This is a genomic window from Streptomyces sp. CB02366 (genome assembly GCF_001905905.1).
Taxonomy (GTDB): Bacteria; Actinomycetota; Actinomycetes; order Streptomycetales; family Streptomycetaceae; genus Streptomyces.
In genome coordinates this window covers 84,802-104,264 of record NZ_LIVT01000013.1, presented here as the reverse complement: position 1 = coordinate 104,264, position 19,463 = coordinate 84,802, and the positions used below count along the sequence as shown (strand labels likewise).

Sequence of the window (19,463 nt, the reverse complement as noted above, 5' to 3'; positions counted from 1 at the left end):
GCGGCACGGCGCGCACGCCCCCGAATGCTTCTTCCCGCTCGCCCTCGGTCCTGTTCGCTCAAGTCAAGCGCGCTCAGCGGCGGTCGGGTTCATCAGAAGGGGTGGCGAATGGTGGCGTTTCCCCAACTCCCCTCGCGGCAGGGGTGATCGTAGGATTACCGTCGGTACGCGAACCCTGGAAGGATGGGGCCCGCGGGTATGCCGCAGGCAATCCGATTTCTTGTTCGGGAGAGGTGGACTCCTCTCCGGACAGCACTGATGCACGGCATTCTGATAACGGTTCGCGCGATGGGTTTTCGGCGGGATGGGGGCGTTCCAGTGAGTGGCAGCGGCGCAGAGGGCACGGATGCGGGAAAGCGGCCCAACGCGCATTTGGGGTCGTGGTTCGTGCGCAGTGGCTGGTCCAAGGGCGAGCTGGCCCGCCAGGTCAACCGGCGCGCCCGGCAGATGGGCGCCCTCCACATCAGCACCGACACCTCCCGGGTGCGGCGCTGGCTCGACGGGGAGCAGCCGCGCGAACCGATCCCGCGCATCCTCTCCGAGCTGTTCTCCGAACGCTTCGGCACCGTCGTCGCCGTCGAGCAGCTCGGTCTGCGCACCGCCCACCAGTCGCCCTCGGTGGCCGGGGTCGACCTCCCCTGGGCCGGGCCGCAGACCGTCGCCCTGCTCAGCGAGTTCTCCCGCAGCGACCTGATGCTCGCCCGGCGCGGATTCCTCGGCTCCTCCCTGACGCTGGCTGCCGGGCCCGCCCTCATCGAGCCCATGCAGCGCTGGCTGGTCCCCGCCCCCGCCCAGGCGTCCGACGAGCCGGCCGCCCCCGCCGCCGAGCCCCGCCCCTCCCGGCTCTCCGGTCCCGAGCTGGACCTGCTGGAGTCGACCACCGCGATGTTCCGCCAGTGGGACGCCCAGTGCGGCGGCGGCCTGCGCCGCAAGGCCGTCGTGGGGCAACTGCACGAGGTCACCGACCTGCTCCAGGAGCCCCAGCCGGGCCCCACCGCCCGGCGGCTCTTCCGCTGCGCCGCCGAACTGGCCGAGCTGGCGGGCTGGATGAGCTACGACGTCGGTCTCCAGCCCACCGCCCAGAAGTACTTCGTACTCGCCCTGCACGCCGCCAAGGAGGCCGGCGACAAACCGCTCGGCAGCTACATCCTCTCCAGCATGAGCCGCCAGATGATCCACCTCGGCCGCCCCGACGACGCCCTGGAGCTGATCCACCTCGCCCAGTACGGCAGTCGCGACTGCGCCACCTCCCGCACCCAGGCGATGCTGTATGCGATGGAGGCCCGCGCCTACGCCAACATGGGCCAGCCCAGCAAATGCAAGCGGGCCGTCCGGATGGCCGAGGACACCTTTCTGGACGCCGGCCTCGACGACGAGCCCGAACCCGACTGGATCCGCTTCTTCTCCGAGGCCGAGCTGAACGGCGAGAACGCCCACTCCTACCGCGACCTGGCCTACGTCGCCGGCCGCAGCCCCACCTACGCCTCGCTCGCCGAGCCCGTCATGGAGCGGGCCGTCGAGCTGTTCGGCGACGACGACGAGCACCAGCGCTCCTACGCGCTCAACCTCATCGGCATGGCCACCGTCCACCTCCTGCAGCGCGAGCCCGAACAGTCCACCGTGCTGGCCGCCCGCGCCCTGAAGATCGCCAAGAAGGTCCGTTCCGAGCGCGTCAACACCCGTCTGCGCAAGACCGTGGACACCGCCGCCCGCGACTTCGGCGACGTCGCCGAAGTCGCCCGGCTCACCGAACTCCTCCACGAACAGCTCCCGGAGACCGCCGAAGCGGTCTGACCGCCCCCGGCCCCGGCCGCGGCCCCCTTCCGCACACCCCGACCCGGCTCCCCCATCGCCCGGTCGCGCGGAGGGGCGCCGCGGCCGGCCCCGTCCGCGGCGCACGGCGTGCGCCGCATGGTAGGCAGCGGACCGGACCCGCCACCCGGGCTTCATCCGGCCGTAACACGCGATCCCTCTTCGTCACGCCCGGGAAACATCGTGCGGCATCCCACGAAACGGCTCTGGGCCAATCTCGTGGCTCATAACGGCCCGCACCGCACCCCAGTGGTCCCGCGGCCTTCCCCGCACGCCGCGGCCGCTCCGACGACGAGGAGACGCCGATGCCCCCAGGCATCACGACGCTTGCCGCAGACGCCCCCGAGCTGTCTGCCGCCAACACCGGGTTCCTGCTCATCTGCTCGGCCCTGGTGATGCTCATGACCCCCGGCCTGGCCTTCTTCTACGGGGGCATGGTCCGCGTCAAGAGCACCCTGAACATGCTGATGATGAGCTTCATCAGCCTCGGGATCGTCACGGTCCTGTGGGTGCTCTACGGATTCAGCCTCGCCTTCGGCTCCGACGTCGGCTCGGTCATCGGCTGGAGCTTTGACTACGTCGGCCTCGGCGGCATCGGCGTCACCGAACTCTGGGACGGCTACACCATCCCGGTGTACGTCTTCGCCGCCTTCCAGCTCATGTTCGCCGTCCTCACCCCCGCCCTGATCAGCGGCGCCCTCGCCGACCGGGTGAAGTTCACCGCCTGGGCCCTCTTCGTCGTCCTGTGGGTCACCGCCGTCTACTTCCCCGTCGCCCACTGGGTCTGGGGTTCCGGCGGCTGGCTCTTCGAGATGGGCGTCATCGACTTCGCCGGCGGCACGGCCGTCCACATCAACGCGGGTGCGGCCGCCCTCGGCGTCATCCTGGTCATCGGCAAGCGCGTCGGCTTCAAGAAGGACCCGATGCGTCCGCACAGCCTGCCGCTCGTCATGCTCGGCGCGGCCCTCCTGTGGTTCGGCTGGTTCGGCTTCAACGCCGGATCCTGGCTCGGCAACGACGACGGCGTCGGCGCGGTCATGTTCCTCAACACCCAGGTCGCCGCCGCGGCCGCCGTCCTCGGCTGGCTGATCTACGAGAAGCTGCGCCACGGCGCCTTCACCACGCTCGGCGCCGCCTCCGGCGCGGTCGCCGGCCTCGTCGCCATCACCCCGGCGGGCGGCTCCGTCAGCCCGCTCGGCGCCCTCGCGATCGGCGCCCTCGCCGGTGTCCTGTGCGCCATGGCGGTCGGCCTGAAGTACCGGTTCGGCTACGACGACTCTCTGGACGTCATCGGCGTCCACCTCGTCGGCGGTGTCATCGGCTCGGTCCTGGTCGGCTTCTTCGCCACCGGAGGCGTCCAGTCCGACGCCCAGGGACTCTTCTACGGCGGCGGCCTCGAACAGCTCGGCAAGCAGGTCCTCGGCGTCGTCGCGGTCCTCGCGTACTCTCTCGCCGTCTCCGCGCTGCTCGCCCTGGCGATCCACCGGACCATCGGCATGCGGGTCTCCGAGGACGACGAGGTCTCCGGAATCGACCAGGTCGAGCACGCCGAGACGGCCTACGACTTCAGCGGCGCCGGCGGCGGCTCGGCCGCCCGCGCCACCGGCCCCGCACCCGCCCCGACAGCAGCACCGAAGACGAAGAAGGTGGACGCATGAAGCTCATCACCGCGGTCGTGAAGCCCCACCGGCTGGACGAGATCAAGGAGGCCCTCCAGGCCTTCGGCGTCCAGGGGCTCACCGTCACCGAGGCCAGCGGTTACGGGCGGCAGCGCGGCCACACCGAGGTCTACCGGGGCGCCGAGTACACCGTCGACCTGGTTCCCAAGATCCGCATCGAGGTCCTCGTCGAGGACGAGGACGCCGACCAGCTCATCGAGGTCGTCGTCAGGGCCGCCCGCACCGGCAAGATCGGCGACGGGAAGGTCTGGAGCGTCCCGGTCGACACCGCCGTCCGCGTCCGGACCGGCGAGCGCGGCCCCGACGCCCTCTGACCGACCATCCACGCACGGAAGGCAGCCGGGTGACGAGGAACGAGACGACCACCGGAACCGACGCCCCGGGGCCCCACGGCTACGCGGCGGCCCGGCTGCGCCTCCTCCAGCAGGAGGAACGCTCCGGGCCGCCGCGCCGTGCGGCCCTCGCCCGCCTCACCGACGACTGGCTCACCGGCCTGTTCACCGCCGCGGCCGTCCGCACCGGGGTGCGCGGCGCCGCCCTCGTCGCCGTCGGCGGCTACGGCCGGGGCGAGCTCTCCCCGCGCAGCGACCTCGACCTGCTCCTCCTGCACGACGGCGCCGCCGCCCCGGCGGCCCTCGCCGCCCTCGCGGACGCCCTCTGGTACCCGGTCTGGGACCTGGGCCTCGCCCTCGACCACTCCGTACGCACCCCCGGCGAGGCCCGGAAGACCGCCGGCGAGGACCTCAAGGTCCAGCTCGGCCTGCTCGACGCCCGCCCGGTCGCCGGAGACCTCGGTCTCGTCGCCTCCCTGCGCACCGCGGTTCTCGCCGACTGGCGCGGCCAGGCCCCCCGGCGCCTCCCCGCCCTCCTGGAACTCGGCCGGGAACGCGCGGAGCGGGCGGGCGAGCTTCCGTTCCTCCTGGAACCCGACCTCAAGGAGGCCCGCGGCGGACTCCGCGACGCCACCGCCCTGCGCGCCGTGGCCGCCTCCTGGGTGGCGGACGCCCCCCGCGACGGCCTCGACCGGGCCCGCCGGGTCCTGCTCGACGCCCGCGACGCCCTCCACCTCGCCACCGGGCGCGCCACCGACCGCCTCGCCCTCCAGGAACAGGACCAGGTCGCCGCAGCCCTGGGCCTGCCCGACGCCGACACCCTGCTGCGCCAGGTCTACGAGGCCGCGCGGACGGTCTCGTACGCCACCGACGTCACCTGGCGCGAGGTCGAGCGGGTCCTGCGCGCCCGCTCCGCCCGCCCGAGGCTGCGCGCCCTGCTCACCGGGGGCCTTGGCTCCCAGGCCCCCGAACGCGCCCCCCTGGCCGACGGCGTGGTGGACGCGGACGGCGAAGTGGTCCTCGCCCGCGCCGCCCGGCCCGAACGCGACCCCGTCCTCGCCCTGCGCGCCGCCGCGGCAGCCGCCGAGGCCGGGCTCCCGCTCTCCCGCCACCTCGTACGCCACCTGGCGGCCACCGCCCCGCCGCTGCCGGTGCCCTGGCCCCCCGAGGCCCGCGAGGAACTGATCACCCTGCTCGGCGCGGGCGAGGCCACCGTCCCCGTCTGGGAGGCGCTGGAGGCGGAAGGGATCGTCACCCGGCTGCTGCCCGCCTGGGAACACGTCCACTGCCGCCCCCAGCGCAACCCCGTCCACACCTGGACCGTCGACCGGCATCTCGTGGAGACCGCCGTCCGCGCCGCCTCCCTCACCCGCCGCGTCCACCGCCCCGACCTGCTCCTGGTCGCCGCCCTCCTCCACGACATCGGCAAGGGCCGGCCCGGCGACCACTCCGTGGCGGGCGAGGCCGTCGCCCGCGACACGGCCGCCCGCATCGGCTTCGACCAGCAGGACGCCGGCGTCGTCGCCACCCTCGTACGCCACCACCTGCTGCTCGTCGAGACCGCCACCCGGCGCGACCTCGACGATCCCGCCACCGTGCGGGCGGTCGCCGCGGCCGTGGGCGACGCCTCCACCCTGGAGCTGCTGCACGCCCTCACCGAGGCCGACGCGCTCGCCACCGGGCCCGCCGCATGGAGCGCCTGGCGCGCCTCCCTCGTCGCCGACCTCGTCGAACGCGTCGCGGCCGTTCTCGCCGGGAAGCCCGTCGAGGAGCCCGTCGAGGGCGCAGTCGGCGCCGAGCACGAACGCCTCGCCGTCGAGGCCCTGCGCACCGGCGGCCCCGTCCTCGCCCTGCGCACCCGGGCCGAGGAACCCCACGGGGACGGCGAGGCGGCGCCGGTCGGCGTCGAACTCCTCATCGCCCTGCCCGACCGCCCCGGCGTCCTGCCCGCCGCCGCAGGGGTCCTGGCCCTGCACCGCCTCACCGTGCGCTCCGCCGACCTGCGCGCGCTGGAACTGCCCGACGAGGTGGGGGAGCGGGCGGACCTGCTGCTGCTCGCCTGGCGGGTGGCCGCCGAGTACGGGGCCCTCCCGCAGGCCGCCCGCCTCCGCGCCGACCTCGTACGCGCCCTGGACGGCTCCCTGGACATCCGGGCGCGTCTCGCCGAACGGGAGGCCGCCCACCCCCGCAGGCGCGGGGTCAAGGCCCCGCCGCCGCGGGTCTCCGTGGCCGCCGCGGGCTCCCGCCGCGCCACCGTCATCGAGGTCCGCGCCCAGGACGCCCCGGGCCTGCTGCACCGGATCGGCCGGGCCTTGGAGGAGAGCGCGGTACGGGTGCGGAGCGCCCATGTCTCCACCCTCGGCGCCAACGCCGTGGACGCCTTCTACGTGACCGGCGCGGACGGGGAACCGCTGCCTCCGGAACGGGCCGCCGCGGTGGCCCGGGAGGTCGAGGAGGCCCTCGGCCGACCGCGTCCGGACAGCCTTCGTGCGGCGGGTTCCGGGCGCGGGCTCGGTGTTGTCCGGGGGCCGGATACCCTGGAGGGCGATTGACCAGCCCCCGCCCCCGACCCTGAGGACCGACGAGCGCCGTGTTCGATACTCTCTCCGACCGCCTTAGCGCGACTTTCAAGAACCTCAGGGGCAAGGGCCGCTTGTCCGAGGCGGACATCGACGCCACGGCACGCGAGATCCGTATCGCCCTGCTGGAAGCCGACGTCGCCCTGCCCGTGGTCCGGGCCTTCATCGCCAACGTGAAGGAGCGGGCGCGCAGCGCCGAGGTCTCCCAGGCGCTGAACCCCGCGCAGCAGGTCGTCAAGATCGTCAACGAGGAGCTCGTCTCCATCCTCGGCGGCGAGACCCGGCGGCTGCGGTTCGCCAAGACCGCCCCCACCGTGATCATGCTCGCCGGCCTCCAGGGCGCCGGTAAGACGACGCTCGCCGGAAAGCTCGGCCTCTGGCTCAAGGGCCAGGGCCACTCCCCGCTGCTCGTCGCCTGCGACCTCCAGCGCCCCAACGCCGTCAACCAGCTGAGCGTCGTCGCCGAACGCGCCGGCGTCGCGGTGTACGCCCCCGAGCCGGGCAACGGCGTCGGCGACCCGGTCCAGGTCGCCAAGGACTCCATCGAGTTCGCCAAGGCCAAGGTCCACGACATCGTGATCGTCGACACCGCCGGCCGTCTCGGCATCGACCAGGAGCTGATGCGGCAGGCCGCGGACATCCGCGACGCCGTCAGCCCCGACGAGATCCTCTTCGTCGTCGACGCGATGATCGGTCAGGACGCGGTCAACACCGCCGAGTCCTTCCGCGACGGCGTCGGCTTCGACGGCGTGGTGCTCTCCAAGCTCGACGGCGACGCCCGCGGCGGTGCGGCCCTGTCGATCGCCCATGTCACGGGCAAGCAGATCATGTTCGCGTCGAACGGCGAGAAGCTGGAGGACTTCGACGCGTTCCACCCGGACCGGATGGCCTCCCGCATCCTCGACATGGGTGACCTGCTCACCCTGATCGAGCAGGCGGAGAAGACGTTCAGCCAGGAAGAGGCCGCCAAAATGGCCTCCAAGCTCCAGTCGAGCAAGGGTGGGAAGGACTTCACCCTCGACGACTTCCTGGCCCAGATGGAGCAGGTCCGCAAGATGGGCTCCATCTCCAAGCTGCTCGGGATGCTGCCCGGCATGGGGCAGATCAAGGACCAGATCAACAACATCGACGAGCGCGACATCGACCGCACCGCCGCGATCATCAAGTCGATGACGCCCAAGGAGCGCGCCGAGCCGACGATCATCAACGGTTCGCGCCGGGCCCGTATCGCCAAGGGCGCGGGCGTCGAGGTCTCCGTGGTCAAGAGCCTGGTGGAGCGCTTCTTCGAGGCCCGCAAGATGATGTCGAAGATGGCCCAGGGCGGCGGCATGCCGGGCATGCCGGGGATGCCCGGGATGGGCGGCGGCCCCGGCCGGCAGAAGAAGCAGGTCAAGCAGGCCAAGGGCAAGCGCAAGAGCGGCAACCCCATGAAGCGCAAGGCCGAGGAGCAGGCCGCGGCGGCCCGCCGCGAGCAGGCGGCCCAGAACGGCGGCGCGCTCGGACTGCCCGCCGGCCAGGACGCCAAGAACTTCGAGCTGCCGGACGAGTTCAAGAAGTTCATGTAGCGGCCACGACGCCACACGCGTGAGGGGCGGCTTCGGGAGAGGGCGCCCCTCACGCGTGTCCGGCGCACGGCCCCGGCGGGGCCGCGCGGACGCTCACGCCCGGCGGAGGCTCACGTCACGCAGACCAGATAGCGGAAGACGTTCGGCATCCACACCGTGCCGTCCGGCCGCCGGTGCGGGTGCAGGGCCTCCGCGACCTCCTTCTCCACCTGCGAACGGTCCGTGGCCCGCACGGCGGCGTCGAACAGCCCCGTGGACAGCAGCCCGCGCACCGCGCTGCCCACGTCCGCGTAACCGAACGGGCAGGACACCCGCCCCGAACCGTCCGGCCGCAGCCCCGCGCGCGCCGCCACGTCCTCCAGGTCGTCCCGGAGCGTGGGCCGCCACCTGCCGGGTTCCGTACGCGTCGGCCGCGCCGAATCCGCCAGCCGGGCCGCCACCCGCAGCACGTCCGCCGTCGCGCAGCGCTCCGGCGGACCCCAGCCGGTCAGCACCACGGAGGCGCCCCGGACGGCCAGGGGGACGGCCGCCCGCAGGGCCGGCACCAGCCCCTCCGAGTCCCCGGCCGCGCAGCCGATCGGCTCGAACACCGTGATCAGGTTGTACGGGGCGCCGTCCGCGCCGACGGGGGCGGGCCGCCCGTCCTCCAGCAGCCGGGCCCGGCCGCCGGCCGGATGCGGGGGGTGCGCGGGCGCGTCCTCCCAGTCGGCCCCGGGCAGCAGCCGCGCGCGGGCGAGCGCCAGGCGCTCCCGGTCGGAGTCCACACCGGTGACGTGCGCCCCCCGGGCCGCCGCGACGAGCATCGCGAGGCCCGAGCCGCAGCCCAGGGCGAGCATCCGGGTACCGGCCCCCACCTCCATCCGCTCGTACACCGCTTCGTGGAGGGGGGCGAGCATGCGTTCCTGGATCTCGGCCCAGTCGCGTGCGCGGGTACCGGCGTCCCCCGACGCGGAGGCGTCCGCGTACGGCTGGTTCCGGACGAGCGTTGGTGTCATGGAAAGTTCCCCAATCCGCCAAGAGGTCGGTCGTGCCCGAGTGAACGTCCCCCGTGTGCGGGTGTTCCGCACCCCGTAGTCAGAGAACTGCGCATCCGCCGTCCCGTCCAGGGGTTGTGGAGCAGTGCTTGCGTGCCCCGGTCGTGCGCCCCGTCCCACGATGCTCTTCGACCAGTCTTACCCGACACGCCGTGCCGGGCACGTCGAGCGGTGGCACGGGTAGTCTTCCGGGCGGATTCGCCCGGCGCGCCGACCGTCCGCGCGCCGTGCGCACGAGCCCCCGGCGTACCGCACGCTGTGCACCACCTTGGTGTGAGCTGTGCGTCTTCTCCGCAGTTCGGCGTACCCGCCCTCGTCCGGACGCATCAAGGGCGACTGACTGGTACGTGCAAATTATTTGGGATGCCCCGGAATAGGAACACCGGAGCACTCGGGCTCGTTGTCACGACGTGAGCACGACACCACCTGTACTTGCCGCAGAGCTGGCACAGGCGTGGGCCGACATTCAGCGGTACCACCCCGAGCTGCCCGATCTCGCCGCGCCCGAGTCCCTGATCGGAGAGTCCTCGTCCGCCTGTGGCGCCGAGCTCTCCTTCGAGCGACTGCTCCATGAGGCAGTCCACGGCATCGCCGCCGCGAGAGGAGTCCGAGACACCTCCCGCGCCGGCCGCTACCACAACCGACGCTTCCTCGCGATCGCCGAGGAGCTGGGCCTCGATCACGCCGAGGAACCCCACCCCAGCAGCGGATTCTCGCTGGTCACGCTGAATCCGGAAGCCAAGCGCCGGTACCGTCCGACCACCGAACGGCTGCAGCGCGCCCTCAAGGCGCACACCGTCGCCACCGCCGCGGACACCAAGCGCTCCTTCCGCGGTCCCGCCGCCCGGCACGGTTCCTCCGGGGGCGGCGTGCGGGTCAAGGCCGTCTGCGAGTGCGGACGCAACGTCCGCGTCGTCCCCTCGGTCCTGGCGCAGGCGCCGATCGTCTGCGGCGGCTGCGGCAAGCCGTTCCGCATCCCGGAAGCGGCGGTCGCGGTGGGGTGAGCCGACGGGGTGTGGCACAATGGCTAGCTGTACTCGACAGCCGCACAGGACCCCTCTCTCCTCCGGCTGACGCGTCCATCGGGCACTCCGAGTACCGCAACCCCACGTGGCATCTTCGTTGTGCCCAACCACGTCAGAGACCAGGAGACACCACTTCCGTGGCAGTCAAGATCAAGCTGAAGCGTCTGGGCAAGATCCGTTCGCCTCACTACCGCATCGTCGTCGCCGACTCCCGTACCCGCCGTGACGGCCGGGCCATCGAGGAGATCGGCCTGTACCACCCGGTGCAGAACCCTTCGCGCATCGAGGTCAACTCGGAGCGCGCGCAGTACTGGCTGTCCGTCGGCGCCCAGCCGACCGAGCCGGTTCTCGCGATCCTGAAGCTCACCGGTGACTGGCAGGCCCACAAGGGCCTCCCGGCCCCCGCGCCGCTGCTCCAGCCGGAGCCCAAGGCCGACAAGCGCGCGCTGTTCGAGGCGCTGTCCGCGGACGGCGACGAGGCCAAGGGCGAGGCCATCACGCCCAAGGCCAAGAAGTCCGACAAGAAGGCGGACGAGGCGGCCGACGCTGCCGCGTCCACCGAGTCGACCGAGGCCTGAGCATGCTCGAGGAGGCTCTCGAGCACCTCGTGAAGGGCATCGTCGACAACCCCGACGACGTGCAGGTTGCCGAGCGCACCCTGCGGCGCGGGCGCGTGCTGGAGGTCCGGGTCCACCCCGAGGACCTCGGCAAGGTGATCGGCCGCAACGGCCGCACCGCTCGCGCCCTGCGTACGGTCGTGGGCGCCATCGGCGGCCGCGGTATCCGGGTCGACCTCGTCGACGTGGACCAGGTTCGCTGAACGGCGAGTTGAACACCGGCCAGGGCCGGGGAGGGCCTTCGGGCCGTCCCCGGCCTTTGTCGTCGGCCACCGGGACGTCTCCGCGCGACGGATCGACGCCCCCACCCCACCAATCGGAGAACAGCGTGCAGTTGGTAGTCGCGCGGATCGGCCGCGCCCACGGCATCAAGGGCGAGGTCACCGTCGAGGTACGAACGGACGAGCCGGAACTGCGGCTCGGCCCCGGCGCCGTCCTGGCCACCGAACCGGCGGCGACGGGCCCGCTGACGATCGAGGCCGGCCGGGTCCACAGCGGCAGGCTCCTGCTGCGCTTCGAGGGCGTGCGCGACCGCACCGCCGCCGAGGCGCTGCGCAACACCCTGCTGATCGCCGAGGTGGACCCGGAGGAACTCCCCGAGGAGGAGGACGAGTTCTACGACCACCAGCTGATCGACCTGGACGTGGTGCTCGCCGACGGCACCGCGATCGGCCGGATCACCGAAATCTCCCACCTGCCCTCGCAGGACCTGTTCATCGTGGAGCGCCCCGACGGCAGCGAGGTGATGATCCCCTTCGTCGAGGAGATCGTCACCGAGATCGACCTGGAGGAGCAGCGCGCGGTCATCACCCCGCCGCCCGGCCTGATCGACGAGAGCGAGGCCGTGATCGCCTCCGCCCGCGAGGAGGAGGAAGGCCCCGCCGAGGACACCGGGAAGGCCCCCGGGGACGCCGGCGAGGGGTCGAGGGGCGACGCCTGATGCGGCTCGACGTCGTCACGATCTTCCCGGAGTACCTGGAACCGCTGAACGTCTCCCTGGTCGGCAAGGCCCGCGCCCGCGGCGTACTGGACGTCCACGTCCACGATCTGCGGGAGTGGACGTACGACCGGCACAACACGGTCGACGACACCCCCTACGGCGGCGGCCCCGGCATGGTCATGAAGACCGAGCCCTGGGGCGACGCCCTGGACGAGGCCCTGGCCGACGGCTACGAGGCCGGGGCGCACTCCCCGGTCCTGGTCGTCCCCACGCCCAGCGGCCGGCCCTTCACCCAGGAACTCGCCGTGGAGCTCTCCGCCGAGCCGTGGCTCGTCTTCACCCCGGCACGGTACGAGGGCATCGACCGCCGGGTGATCGACGAGTACGCCACCCGGCTGCGCGTCGTCGAGGTCTCCATCGGGGACTACGTGCTGGCCGGCGGGGAAGCGGCCGTCCTGGTGATCACGGAGGCGGTGGCCCGGCTGCTGCCCGGCGTCCTCGGCAACGCCGAGTCCCACCGGGACGACTCCTTCGCCCCGGGCGCGATGGCCGATCTCCTGGAGGGCCCCGTCTACACCAAGCCGCCCCAGTGGCGTGGCCGTACGATCCCGGACGTCCTGCTCAGCGGGCACCACGGGAAGATCGCGCGCTGGCGGCGGGACCAGGCGTTCGCCCGGACCGCCCTCAACCGGCCCGACCTGATCGAGCGGTGCGAGGCGAGCGCCTTCGACAAGAAGGACCGCGAGATCCTGTCCATCCTCGGCTTCGCGCCGGAGCCCGGCGGCCGATTTTGGCGCAGGCCCCCCGCCGTGGAACAATAGGCCGCTGCTGTACGTCCGGTGTGCGCCCCTGCCACAGGGGGAAAGACGCCCGCCCGACGCGATCAGCCCCCGGAACTCTCCACGACATTCCGTCGATGACCTGTGGCATCGGCGAAGAAAGCAGAAACCATGGCTTCCCTGCTCGATGACGTCAATGCCGCGACCCTCCGGTCCGACGTCCCGGCGTTCCGCCCCGGCGACACCGTCAACGTCCACGTCCGCGTGATCGAGGGCAACCGCTCCCGTATCCAGCAGTTCAAGGGCGTCGTCATCCGCCGCCAGGGCGCGGGCGTCAGCGAGACCTTCACGGTCCGCAAGGTCTCCTTCAGCGTCGGCGTCGAGCGCACCTTCCCGGTGCACAGCCCGATCTTCGAGAAGATCGAGCTCGTCACCCGCGGTGACGTCCGCCGCGCCAAGCTGTACTTCCTCCGTGAGCTGCGCGGCAAGGCCGCGAAGATCAAGGAGAAGCGCGACAACTGAGCTGTCGCCCGGCCATCCCCCTGGGGGTGACTCGTCCACAGCACGGCCGGATAAACTTCGGCCGCGATGGACACCCAAGCACAGCATGCGGAGCGCGACCGCTCCTCGGAACCCGACGCGGGGGCCGAGGAGGGGTCGCGCTTTTCGCGTAGGCGGGCCCGCTTCGCCGCCGCCCTGTCCTGGCGGCGGGTGCTCGCCGGAGCCGCCCTGGCCACCGCCGTCCTGCTGCTGTTCAGCTCCTGGGTGGTGCAGCCCTTCCTCATCCCCAGCGGTTCGATGGAGCCGACGTTGAAGGTCGGCGACCGGCTCCTGGTGAACAAGCTGGCGTACCGCTTCGGCGCCGAGCCCGAGCGCGGCGACGTGGTGGTCTTCGACGGCACCGGCTCGTTCGTACGCGAGGACCCCGACGCGGACCCGGTGGCCGGGGCGGCACGCAAGGCGGCGGCCTCCCTGGGACTCGCCGAGCCCGCCGACAGCGACTTCGTGAAGCGGGTGGTGGGCGTGGGCGGCGACCGCGTCGTCTGCTGCGACGCGCGGGGCAGGCTCGCGGTCAACGGCACGGTGGTGGACGAGCCGTACCTGTACCCCGGCGACACCGCCTCCCGGGTGCCGTTCGACATCGTGGTGCCCGCCGGCACGCTGTGGATGATGGGCGACCACCGCAGCCGCTCCAGCGACTCCCGCGACCACCTCGGATCGCCCGGCGGCGGCATGGTCCCGGTGGAGCGGGTGGCCGGGCGGGTGGACTGGCTGGGCTGGCCGCCGGCGCGGACGGGCTCGACGGCGGGGACCGACGCCTTCGCCGACGTACCGGCCCCCGGCGCGGCGCATGGGTAACCGCGGGCGTCCGCGCGGCGCGTCCGACCGGGACGCGTCCTCGCCGACCGGGTCCGGCCCCACCGCGCCGCGCTCGCTGCCCACCCGGGCGGAGCGCCGCCGGCTGGCCCGGAAGGTCCGCCGCAAGCGCCGCGGGTCCGCGGTGAGGGAGATCCCCGTCCTCGTCGTCGTGGCGCTGCTGATCGCGCTCGTCCTGAAGACGTTCCTGGTGCAGGCGTTCGTGATCCCGTCCGGATCGATGGAGCAGACCATCCGGATCGGCGACCGGGTGCTGGTGGACAAGTTGACCCCGTGGTTCGGCTCGAAGCCGCAGCGTGGCGACGTCGTGGTGTTCAAGGACCCCGGGGGCTGGCTGCGGCAGGAGACCGCCGGGGAGAGGGACGACCCGCCGATCGGCGTCAAGCAGGCCGCCGAGGCGCTGACGTTCATCGGGCTGCTGCCGTCCGACGACGAACAGGACCTGATCAAGCGGGTCATCGCGGTCGGCGGCGACACGGTGAAGTGCTGCGGCGAGGACGGCCGGGTCACCGTCAACGGCGTACCGGCGGCCGAGACCTATCTCCACCCCGACGACCGGCCCTCGACCATCCCGTTCGAGGTGAAGGTCCCCCCGGGGCGGCTGTTCGTGATGGGGGACCACCGGTCCGACTCCGCCGACTCCCGCTTCCACCTCGACGAACCCGGCCGGGGCACGGTCTCCGAGAAGGAGGTCGTGGGGCGGGCCGTCGTGATCGCCTGGCCGCTCGGCCACTGGAGCACCCTGGAGGAGCGCGACGCCTTCTCCGCGATCCCCGAAGCGGGGGCATCGGAAGCGGCGGGTCCGGAGCCGTCGCATAGTGTGGCACCTCCGGATCGCGACGGAATGGTCCGGCTCCCGACCCCTGCGGAACTCCCGCTCGTTATGGGAGTGGTGGGCCTGCGCCGGATCGGGCGCGGGCAGTGGCACGTATTGAGGAGTGGATGTGGGGGATTTGGCGGTCGGCGCACGATCCGGACACGGCGAACCCGAGGACCGGCCGGAACGCGACGAGTCTCCCGCGGGCGGGGCGGCGGTCCCGCCGGAGGGTGAGAGCGGAATGCCGGGCGGTGGCAGGGCGCCCAAGAAGCAGCGGTCCTTCTGGGTGGAGCTGCCGCTGCTCGTCGGTATCGCGCTGGTTCTGGCGCTGTTGATCAAGACGTTCCTGGTCCAGGCGTTCTCGATCCCCTCGGACTCGATGCAGAACACGCTGCAGCGGGGCGACCGGGTGCTGGTGGACAAGCTGACCCCGTGGTTCGGCTCGGAGCCGGAGCGCGGCGAGGTCGTGGTCTTCCACGACCCGGGCGGCTGGCTGGAGGACACCGCGACTCCGGAGCCCAACGCGGTGCAGAAGTTCCTGAGCTTCATCGGCCTGATGCCGTCCTCCGAGGAGAAGGACCTGATCAAGCGGGTCATCGCGGTCGGCGGCGACACGGTGGAGTGCAAGGAGAACGGCCCGGTCAAGGTGAACGGGAAGAGCCTGGACGAGAAGTCGTTCATCTTCCCGGGCAACACCCCGTGCAACGACAAGCCCTTCGGTCCGATCACGGTGCCGGACGGCCGGATCTTCGTCATGGGCGACCACCGGCAGAACTCCCTGGACTCGCGCTACCACCAGGAGCTTCCGGGACAGGGCACGGTCTCCAACGACGAGGTCGTCGGCCGCGCGGTCGTCGTCGCCTGGCCGCTGAGCCGCTGGGCCACGCTGCCCGTCCCCGGCACCTTCGACCAGCCGGGCCTGAACGCGGCCGCCGCGATGGCCCCGGCGGCACTGGGTGTAGCCGGAGCGGTGCCCCTCGTGTTGTGGCGCCGCCGGAGGCTGACCGCCGGGCGTACCGCCGGGTAGGGTGCCGACTCGGATCAGCGATTGTCGATCTCCGACGGGGGAGCGCTGGGATGAGCGGTACGGGAAACAAGCAGGACGGCCGCGGCCGGTTCGGCGCCATGGTGTCGGGTCTGGCCGTGGCCGTCGGCTGTGTGCTCTTCCTCGGCGGTTTCGCCTGGGCGGCTGTGGTCTACCAGCCGTACACGATCCCCACCGATTCCATGTCCCCCACGGTGGAGCCGGGCGACCGGGTGCTCGCCGAGCGGATAGACGGCGCCGAGGTGCGCCGCGGTGACGTGGTGGTCTTCACCGACGAGGCCTGGGGCGCCACACCGATGGTGAAGCGCGTCGTCGGCGTCGGCGGCGACAAGGTGGCCTGCTGCGACGAGGACGGCCGCCTCACCGTCGACGGCGCCCCCCTCGACGAGCCGTACCTCGACCGGGGCCCGGCCGCCTCCGGCGGCGAGCGGGCCTCCGCCTCGCCGGAGGAATTCTCCGCCACCGTGCCCCGCGGCAAGATCTTCCTGCTCGGCGACGAGCGGTCCACCTCTCTCGACTCCCGGGTCCACCTCCAGGACGCCGGCCAGGGTTCCGTACCGCTGAGCGCCGTGCGGGCCCGGGTGGACGCGGTGGTCTGGCCGATGGACGGCATGATCGACCGGCCTTCCTCGTTCGCGGCGCTGCCCGGCGGGGTCTCCGCCGCCGGGCCCCTCCCGCTCCAGCTGGGCGCGATCGTGGTGGGCGCCGTCCTGATCTTCGGCGGGGCGCTGTACGGGCCCGTGGCGGCGCGCCTGGGCCGTCGCAGGACGCCCGCCGGAGCGTCCCGGTGACCTCCGGGGCCGGGGCCCGCAAGGTCGCCCGGGTGGTCCTGCTGGACCCCGACGACCGGATCCTGCTGTTGCACGGGCACGAGCCGGACGATCCGTCGGACACCTGGTGGTTCACGCCCGGCGGCGGTCTGGAGGGCGACGAGAGCCGCGAGCAGGCGGCCCGTCGCGAGCTGGTCGAGGAGACCGGCATCACGGACGTCGAGCTGGGCCCGCTGCTCTGGACCCGGATCTGTTCCTTCCCCTTCGACGGACGGCGCTGGGACCAGGACGAGTGGTACTACCTGGCCCGTACGACCCGGACGGACACCGCCCCGCAGGGCCTCACCGACCTGGAACGGCGCAGCGTCGCGGGCCTCAGGTGGTGGACCTCCGCCGAACTGCTCGCGACGCGTGAGACGGTGTACCCGACCAGACTCGCCGAGCTGCTGCGCACGCTCCTCGACGAGGGCCCCCCGGGCGATCCGCTGGTTCTGGCCCCCGAAATCGTCTAATCGTTCAGGGAGGCCGGAGGCTGACGCACAATGGGGGCACGCACGGCTGAAGGGGAAACATGCCATGAGCGCCGAGGACCTCGAGAAGTACGAGACCGAGATGGAGCTGAAGCTCTACCGGGAGTACCGCGATGTCGTCGGTCTGTTCAAATATGTGATCGAGACCGAACGGCGCTTCTACCTCACCAACGACTACGAGATGCAGGTGCACTCCGTCCAGGGTGAGGTCTTCTTCGAGGTGTCCATGGCGGACGCCTGGGTCTGGGACATGTACCGGCCCGCGAGGTTCGTCAAGCAGGTCCGCGTGCTGACCTTCAAGGACGTCAACATCGAAGAGCTCAACAAGAGCGATCTGGAACTCCCGGGAGGCTGATCCCACGCGTTCCGCAGGGCCCCGAGCCCCCGGTCCGCCGACACAACGCGTCGCAGCGGACGACCCGGTCACCCGTGAGGGTGGCCGGGTTTTCCACATCCGCCGGGTTGTCCACCAAGATCCACATCTTTCGGCGGGCCGGGCCACAGTCGGTGCCGGAGGTGGTGCCGACATGAACGCACGGGGGGCACTCGGGCGGTACGGCGAGGATCTGGCGACGCGGCTGCTGGCCGGAGCCGGAATGACGGTGGTCGAGCGCAACTGGCGCTGTCGCGCCGGAGAGATCGACATCGTGGCGAGAGACGGCGACGCCCTGGTCTTCTGCGAGGTGAAGACACGCAGGTCGGGCGGGTTCGAGCACCCGATGGCGGCGGTCGGCCCGGTCAAGGCGGACCGGCTGCGGCGGCTCGCCGAGATCTGGCTCGCCCGGCACGGCGGAGCGCCGCCGGGCGGGGCCCGCATCGACCTGGTCGGGGTGATCGTGCCCCGTTGCGGAGCCCCCGTCACGGAGCACGTCCGGGGGGTGTCCTGATGGGCTTCGCCCGCGCGTGTTCCGTGGCGCTGGTCGGCGTCGAGGGAGTGGCGGTGGAGGTCCAGGCGGACCTGGAGCCGGGGGTGGCGGCCTTCACCCTGGTCGGGCTGCCGGACAAGAGCCTGGTCGAGAGCAGGGACCGGGTGCGCGCCGCCGTGGTCAATTCCGGGGCCGAGTGGCCGCAGAAGAAGCTCACGGTCGGGCTCTCCCCGGCCTCCGTGCCCAAGAGCGGTTCGGGGTTCGACCTCGCCGTCGCGTGTGCCGCGCTCGGGGCGGCGGGACGGATCGCCCCCGCCGCGATCGCCGATGTGGTGATGATCGGCGAACTGGGTCTGGACGGCCGCGTCCGCCCCGTGCGGGGGGTGCTGCCCGCCGTCCTGGCCGCCGCCGAGGCGGGGTACGAGCAGGTCGTCGTCCCCGAGCAGTCGGCCGGGGAGGCGGCCCTGGTGCCGGGCGTCTCGGTCCTCGGGGTCCGCAGCCTGCGCCAGCTCATCGCCGTCCTGTGCGACGAACCGGTGCCCGACGAGCCCGTCGGCGGCCAGGGACGCTTCGACGCCGGGTCGGCCGGCCTGACGCTCCCCGGCACCGGGGTCGGGGCCGGGTTCGCCGCCTACGGCGACGCCCACCGGCCCGACCTGGCGGACGTCGCGGGCCAGCCACGGCCGCGGCAGGCGCTGGAGGTGGCGGCGGCCGGCGGCCACCACCTGCTGTTCACGGGCCCGCCGGGCGCGGGCAAGACCATGCTCGCCGAGCGGCTGTCGGCGGTGTTGCCGCCGCTGACCCGGCGGGAATCCCTCGAAGTGACGGCGGTCCACTCGGTGGCGGGCATCCTCCAGCCGGGTGAACCGCTCGTCTCCCGGGCGCCCTACTGCGCCCCGCACCACTCGGCGACCATGCAGTCCCTGATTGGCGGGGGCAACGGGATCCCGAGGCCCGGAGCGGTGTCGCTGGCCCACCGGGGGGTGCTCTTCCTGGACGAGGCCCCGGAGTTCTCGGGGAAGGCGCTGGACGCGCTGCGCCAGCCCCTGGAGTCGGGGCACGTAGTGGTCGCCCGGGCGGCGGGCGTGGTGCGGCTGCCCGCCCGGTTCCTGATGGTGCTGGCCGCCAACCCGTGCCCCTGCGGCCGGCACACCCTCACCGGGGCGGGCTGCGAGTGCCCGCCCTCCGTGGTCCGCCGCTACCAGGCACGGCTCTCCGGGCCGTTGCTCGACCGGGTGGACCTGCGCGTCGAGGTGGAACCGGTCGACCGCGCCGACCTTCTGGGCCGGGGCGGCCGGGGCGAGCCGACGGCCGTCGTCGCCGCCCGGGTGCGGGACGCCCGGGCACGGGCGGCCGGGCGGCTGGCCGCCACCCCGTGGACCACCAACAGCGAGGTGCCCGGCCATGAGCTGCGCACCCGGCTGCCTGCGGCCCCGGGGGCGCTGGCGGCGGCGGAGCGGGACCTGGAGCGCGGCGCCCTGACAGCCCGGGGGCTGGACCGGGTGCTGCGGGTCGCGTGGACCGTGGCGGACCTGCGGGGCGCGGACCGCCCGGACGCCTCCGACGTGGCGGTCGCCCTGGAACTGCGTACGGGCGTCCAGCGCGGGGTGCCGCTGGGGGCGGGGCAGCGGTGAGCACCGGGGGTGCGGAGAAGCGGGGAGGGATGTGCGGGCCGGAGGCGGCGGCCCGGCGGCAC

19 protein-coding genes and 1 pseudogene are annotated in these 19,463 nt (G+C 72.7%); 19 read left to right on the top strand and 1 reads right to left on the bottom strand.

The features are described 5' to 3' along the window. Positions 1–318: 318 nt before the first annotated feature. The 5 genes and pseudogenes from nsdA (at position 319) to ffh (ending at position 7,967) form a co-directional block, all read left to right on the top strand. Complete coding sequence (gene nsdA / locus AMK24_RS27245; RefSeq protein ID WP_073771552.1) at positions 319–1,794, top strand: transcriptional repressor NsdA; 1,476 nt, start codon at positions 319–321, stop codon at positions 1,792–1,794. A gap of 323 nt (positions 1,795–2,117) precedes the next feature. Continuing rightward, the gene (locus AMK24_RS27240) at positions 2,118–3,470 is read left to right on the top strand and encodes an ammonium transporter (protein ID WP_073771551.1); all 1,353 of its coding nucleotides are present in this window, start codon (positions 2,118–2,120) and stop codon (positions 3,468–3,470) included. Then, positions 3,467–3,805, top strand: coding sequence for a P-II family nitrogen regulator (locus AMK24_RS27235; RefSeq protein ID WP_073771550.1), 339 nt, complete (start codon positions 3,467–3,469; stop codon positions 3,803–3,805). The genes AMK24_RS27240 and AMK24_RS27235 overlap by 4 nt, the downstream gene beginning before the upstream one ends. 29 nt (positions 3,806–3,834) lie before the next feature. Continuing rightward, positions 3,835–6,288 (top strand): annotated as a pseudogene (locus AMK24_RS27230) ([protein-PII] uridylyltransferase); the annotation flags it as partial. 125 nt (positions 6,289–6,413) lie between these two features. Then, positions 6,414–7,967: a signal recognition particle protein gene (gene ffh / locus AMK24_RS27225; protein ID WP_073771549.1), complete on the top strand. Its 1,554-nt coding sequence runs from the start codon at positions 6,414–6,416 to the stop codon at positions 7,965–7,967. 110 nt (positions 7,968–8,077) lie between these two features. On the opposite strand, the gene AMK24_RS27220 is transcribed toward ffh, so the two are convergent. Continuing rightward, entirely contained in the window at positions 8,078–8,962 is an 885-nt protein-coding gene (locus tag AMK24_RS27220) for a methyltransferase domain-containing protein (RefSeq protein WP_073771548.1), read from the bottom strand. Between the two features lie 449 nt (positions 8,963–9,411). Between AMK24_RS27220 and AMK24_RS27215 the strand changes: the two genes are divergently transcribed. From AMK24_RS27215 to AMK24_RS27150, 14 genes are all read left to right on the top strand, one after another. Continuing rightward, positions 9,412–10,005: a hypothetical protein gene (locus AMK24_RS27215; protein ID WP_030197522.1), complete on the top strand. Its 594-nt coding sequence runs from the start codon at positions 9,412–9,414 to the stop codon at positions 10,003–10,005. Between the two features lie 158 nt (positions 10,006–10,163). Continuing rightward, the gene (rpsP, locus tag AMK24_RS27210; RefSeq protein ID WP_018488710.1) at positions 10,164–10,604 is read left to right on the top strand and encodes a 30S ribosomal protein S16; all 441 of its coding nucleotides are present in this window, start codon (positions 10,164–10,166) and stop codon (positions 10,602–10,604) included. A 2-nt stretch (positions 10,605–10,606) separates the two neighbouring features. Then, positions 10,607–10,846: an RNA-binding protein gene (locus tag AMK24_RS27205; RefSeq protein WP_073771547.1), complete on the top strand. Its 240-nt coding sequence runs from the start codon at positions 10,607–10,609 to the stop codon at positions 10,844–10,846. Between the two features lie 125 nt (positions 10,847–10,971). Beyond that, positions 10,972–11,583, top strand: a complete 612-nt coding sequence (gene rimM / locus AMK24_RS27200) for a ribosome maturation factor RimM (RefSeq protein WP_073771546.1) — start codon at positions 10,972–10,974, stop codon at positions 11,581–11,583. Beyond that, complete coding sequence (gene trmD, locus AMK24_RS27195) at positions 11,583–12,404, top strand: tRNA (guanosine(37)-N1)-methyltransferase TrmD (RefSeq protein ID WP_073771545.1); 822 nt, start codon at positions 11,583–11,585, stop codon at positions 12,402–12,404. The genes rimM and trmD overlap by 1 nt, the downstream gene beginning before the upstream one ends. 129 nt (positions 12,405–12,533) lie before the next feature. Continuing rightward, complete coding sequence (gene rplS, locus AMK24_RS27190; protein ID WP_006127901.1) at positions 12,534–12,884, top strand: 50S ribosomal protein L19; 351 nt, start codon at positions 12,534–12,536, stop codon at positions 12,882–12,884. A gap of 66 nt (positions 12,885–12,950) precedes the next feature. Next, positions 12,951–13,721, top strand: coding sequence for a signal peptidase I (gene lepB, locus AMK24_RS27185; protein WP_073771544.1), 771 nt, complete (start codon positions 12,951–12,953; stop codon positions 13,719–13,721). Continuing rightward, a complete protein-coding gene (gene lepB / locus AMK24_RS27180) occupies positions 13,714–14,790 on the top strand; it encodes a signal peptidase I (protein WP_073771543.1) in 1,077 nt (358 codons plus the stop codon). The genes lepB (AMK24_RS27185) and lepB (AMK24_RS27180) overlap by 8 nt, the downstream gene beginning before the upstream one ends. Beyond that, the gene (gene lepB, locus AMK24_RS27175) at positions 14,693–15,583 is read left to right on the top strand and encodes a signal peptidase I (protein WP_073771542.1); all 891 of its coding nucleotides are present in this window, start codon (positions 14,693–14,695) and stop codon (positions 15,581–15,583) included. Before lepB (AMK24_RS27180) ends, lepB (AMK24_RS27175) begins: the two co-directional genes overlap by 98 nt. A gap of 50 nt (positions 15,584–15,633) precedes the next feature. Further along, positions 15,634–16,392 (top strand): signal peptidase I, encoded by a 759-nt coding sequence (gene lepB, locus AMK24_RS27170; protein WP_073771541.1) that lies wholly within the window; start codon positions 15,634–15,636, stop codon positions 16,390–16,392. Continuing rightward, the gene (locus tag AMK24_RS27165; RefSeq protein WP_073771540.1) at positions 16,389–16,883 is read left to right on the top strand and encodes an NUDIX hydrolase; all 495 of its coding nucleotides are present in this window, start codon (positions 16,389–16,391) and stop codon (positions 16,881–16,883) included. Before lepB (AMK24_RS27170) ends, AMK24_RS27165 begins: the two co-directional genes overlap by 4 nt. A gap of 64 nt (positions 16,884–16,947) precedes the next feature. Beyond that, complete coding sequence (locus tag AMK24_RS27160; protein ID WP_003965949.1) at positions 16,948–17,256, top strand: DUF2469 domain-containing protein; 309 nt, start codon at positions 16,948–16,950, stop codon at positions 17,254–17,256. 172 nt (positions 17,257–17,428) lie between these two features. Next, complete coding sequence (locus AMK24_RS27155) at positions 17,429–17,788, top strand: YraN family protein (RefSeq protein WP_073771539.1); 360 nt, start codon at positions 17,429–17,431, stop codon at positions 17,786–17,788. Next, complete coding sequence (locus tag AMK24_RS27150; protein ID WP_073771538.1) at positions 17,788–19,401, top strand: YifB family Mg chelatase-like AAA ATPase; 1,614 nt, start codon at positions 17,788–17,790, stop codon at positions 19,399–19,401. Before AMK24_RS27155 ends, AMK24_RS27150 begins: the two co-directional genes overlap by 1 nt. Positions 19,402–19,463 lie beyond the last annotated feature (62 nt).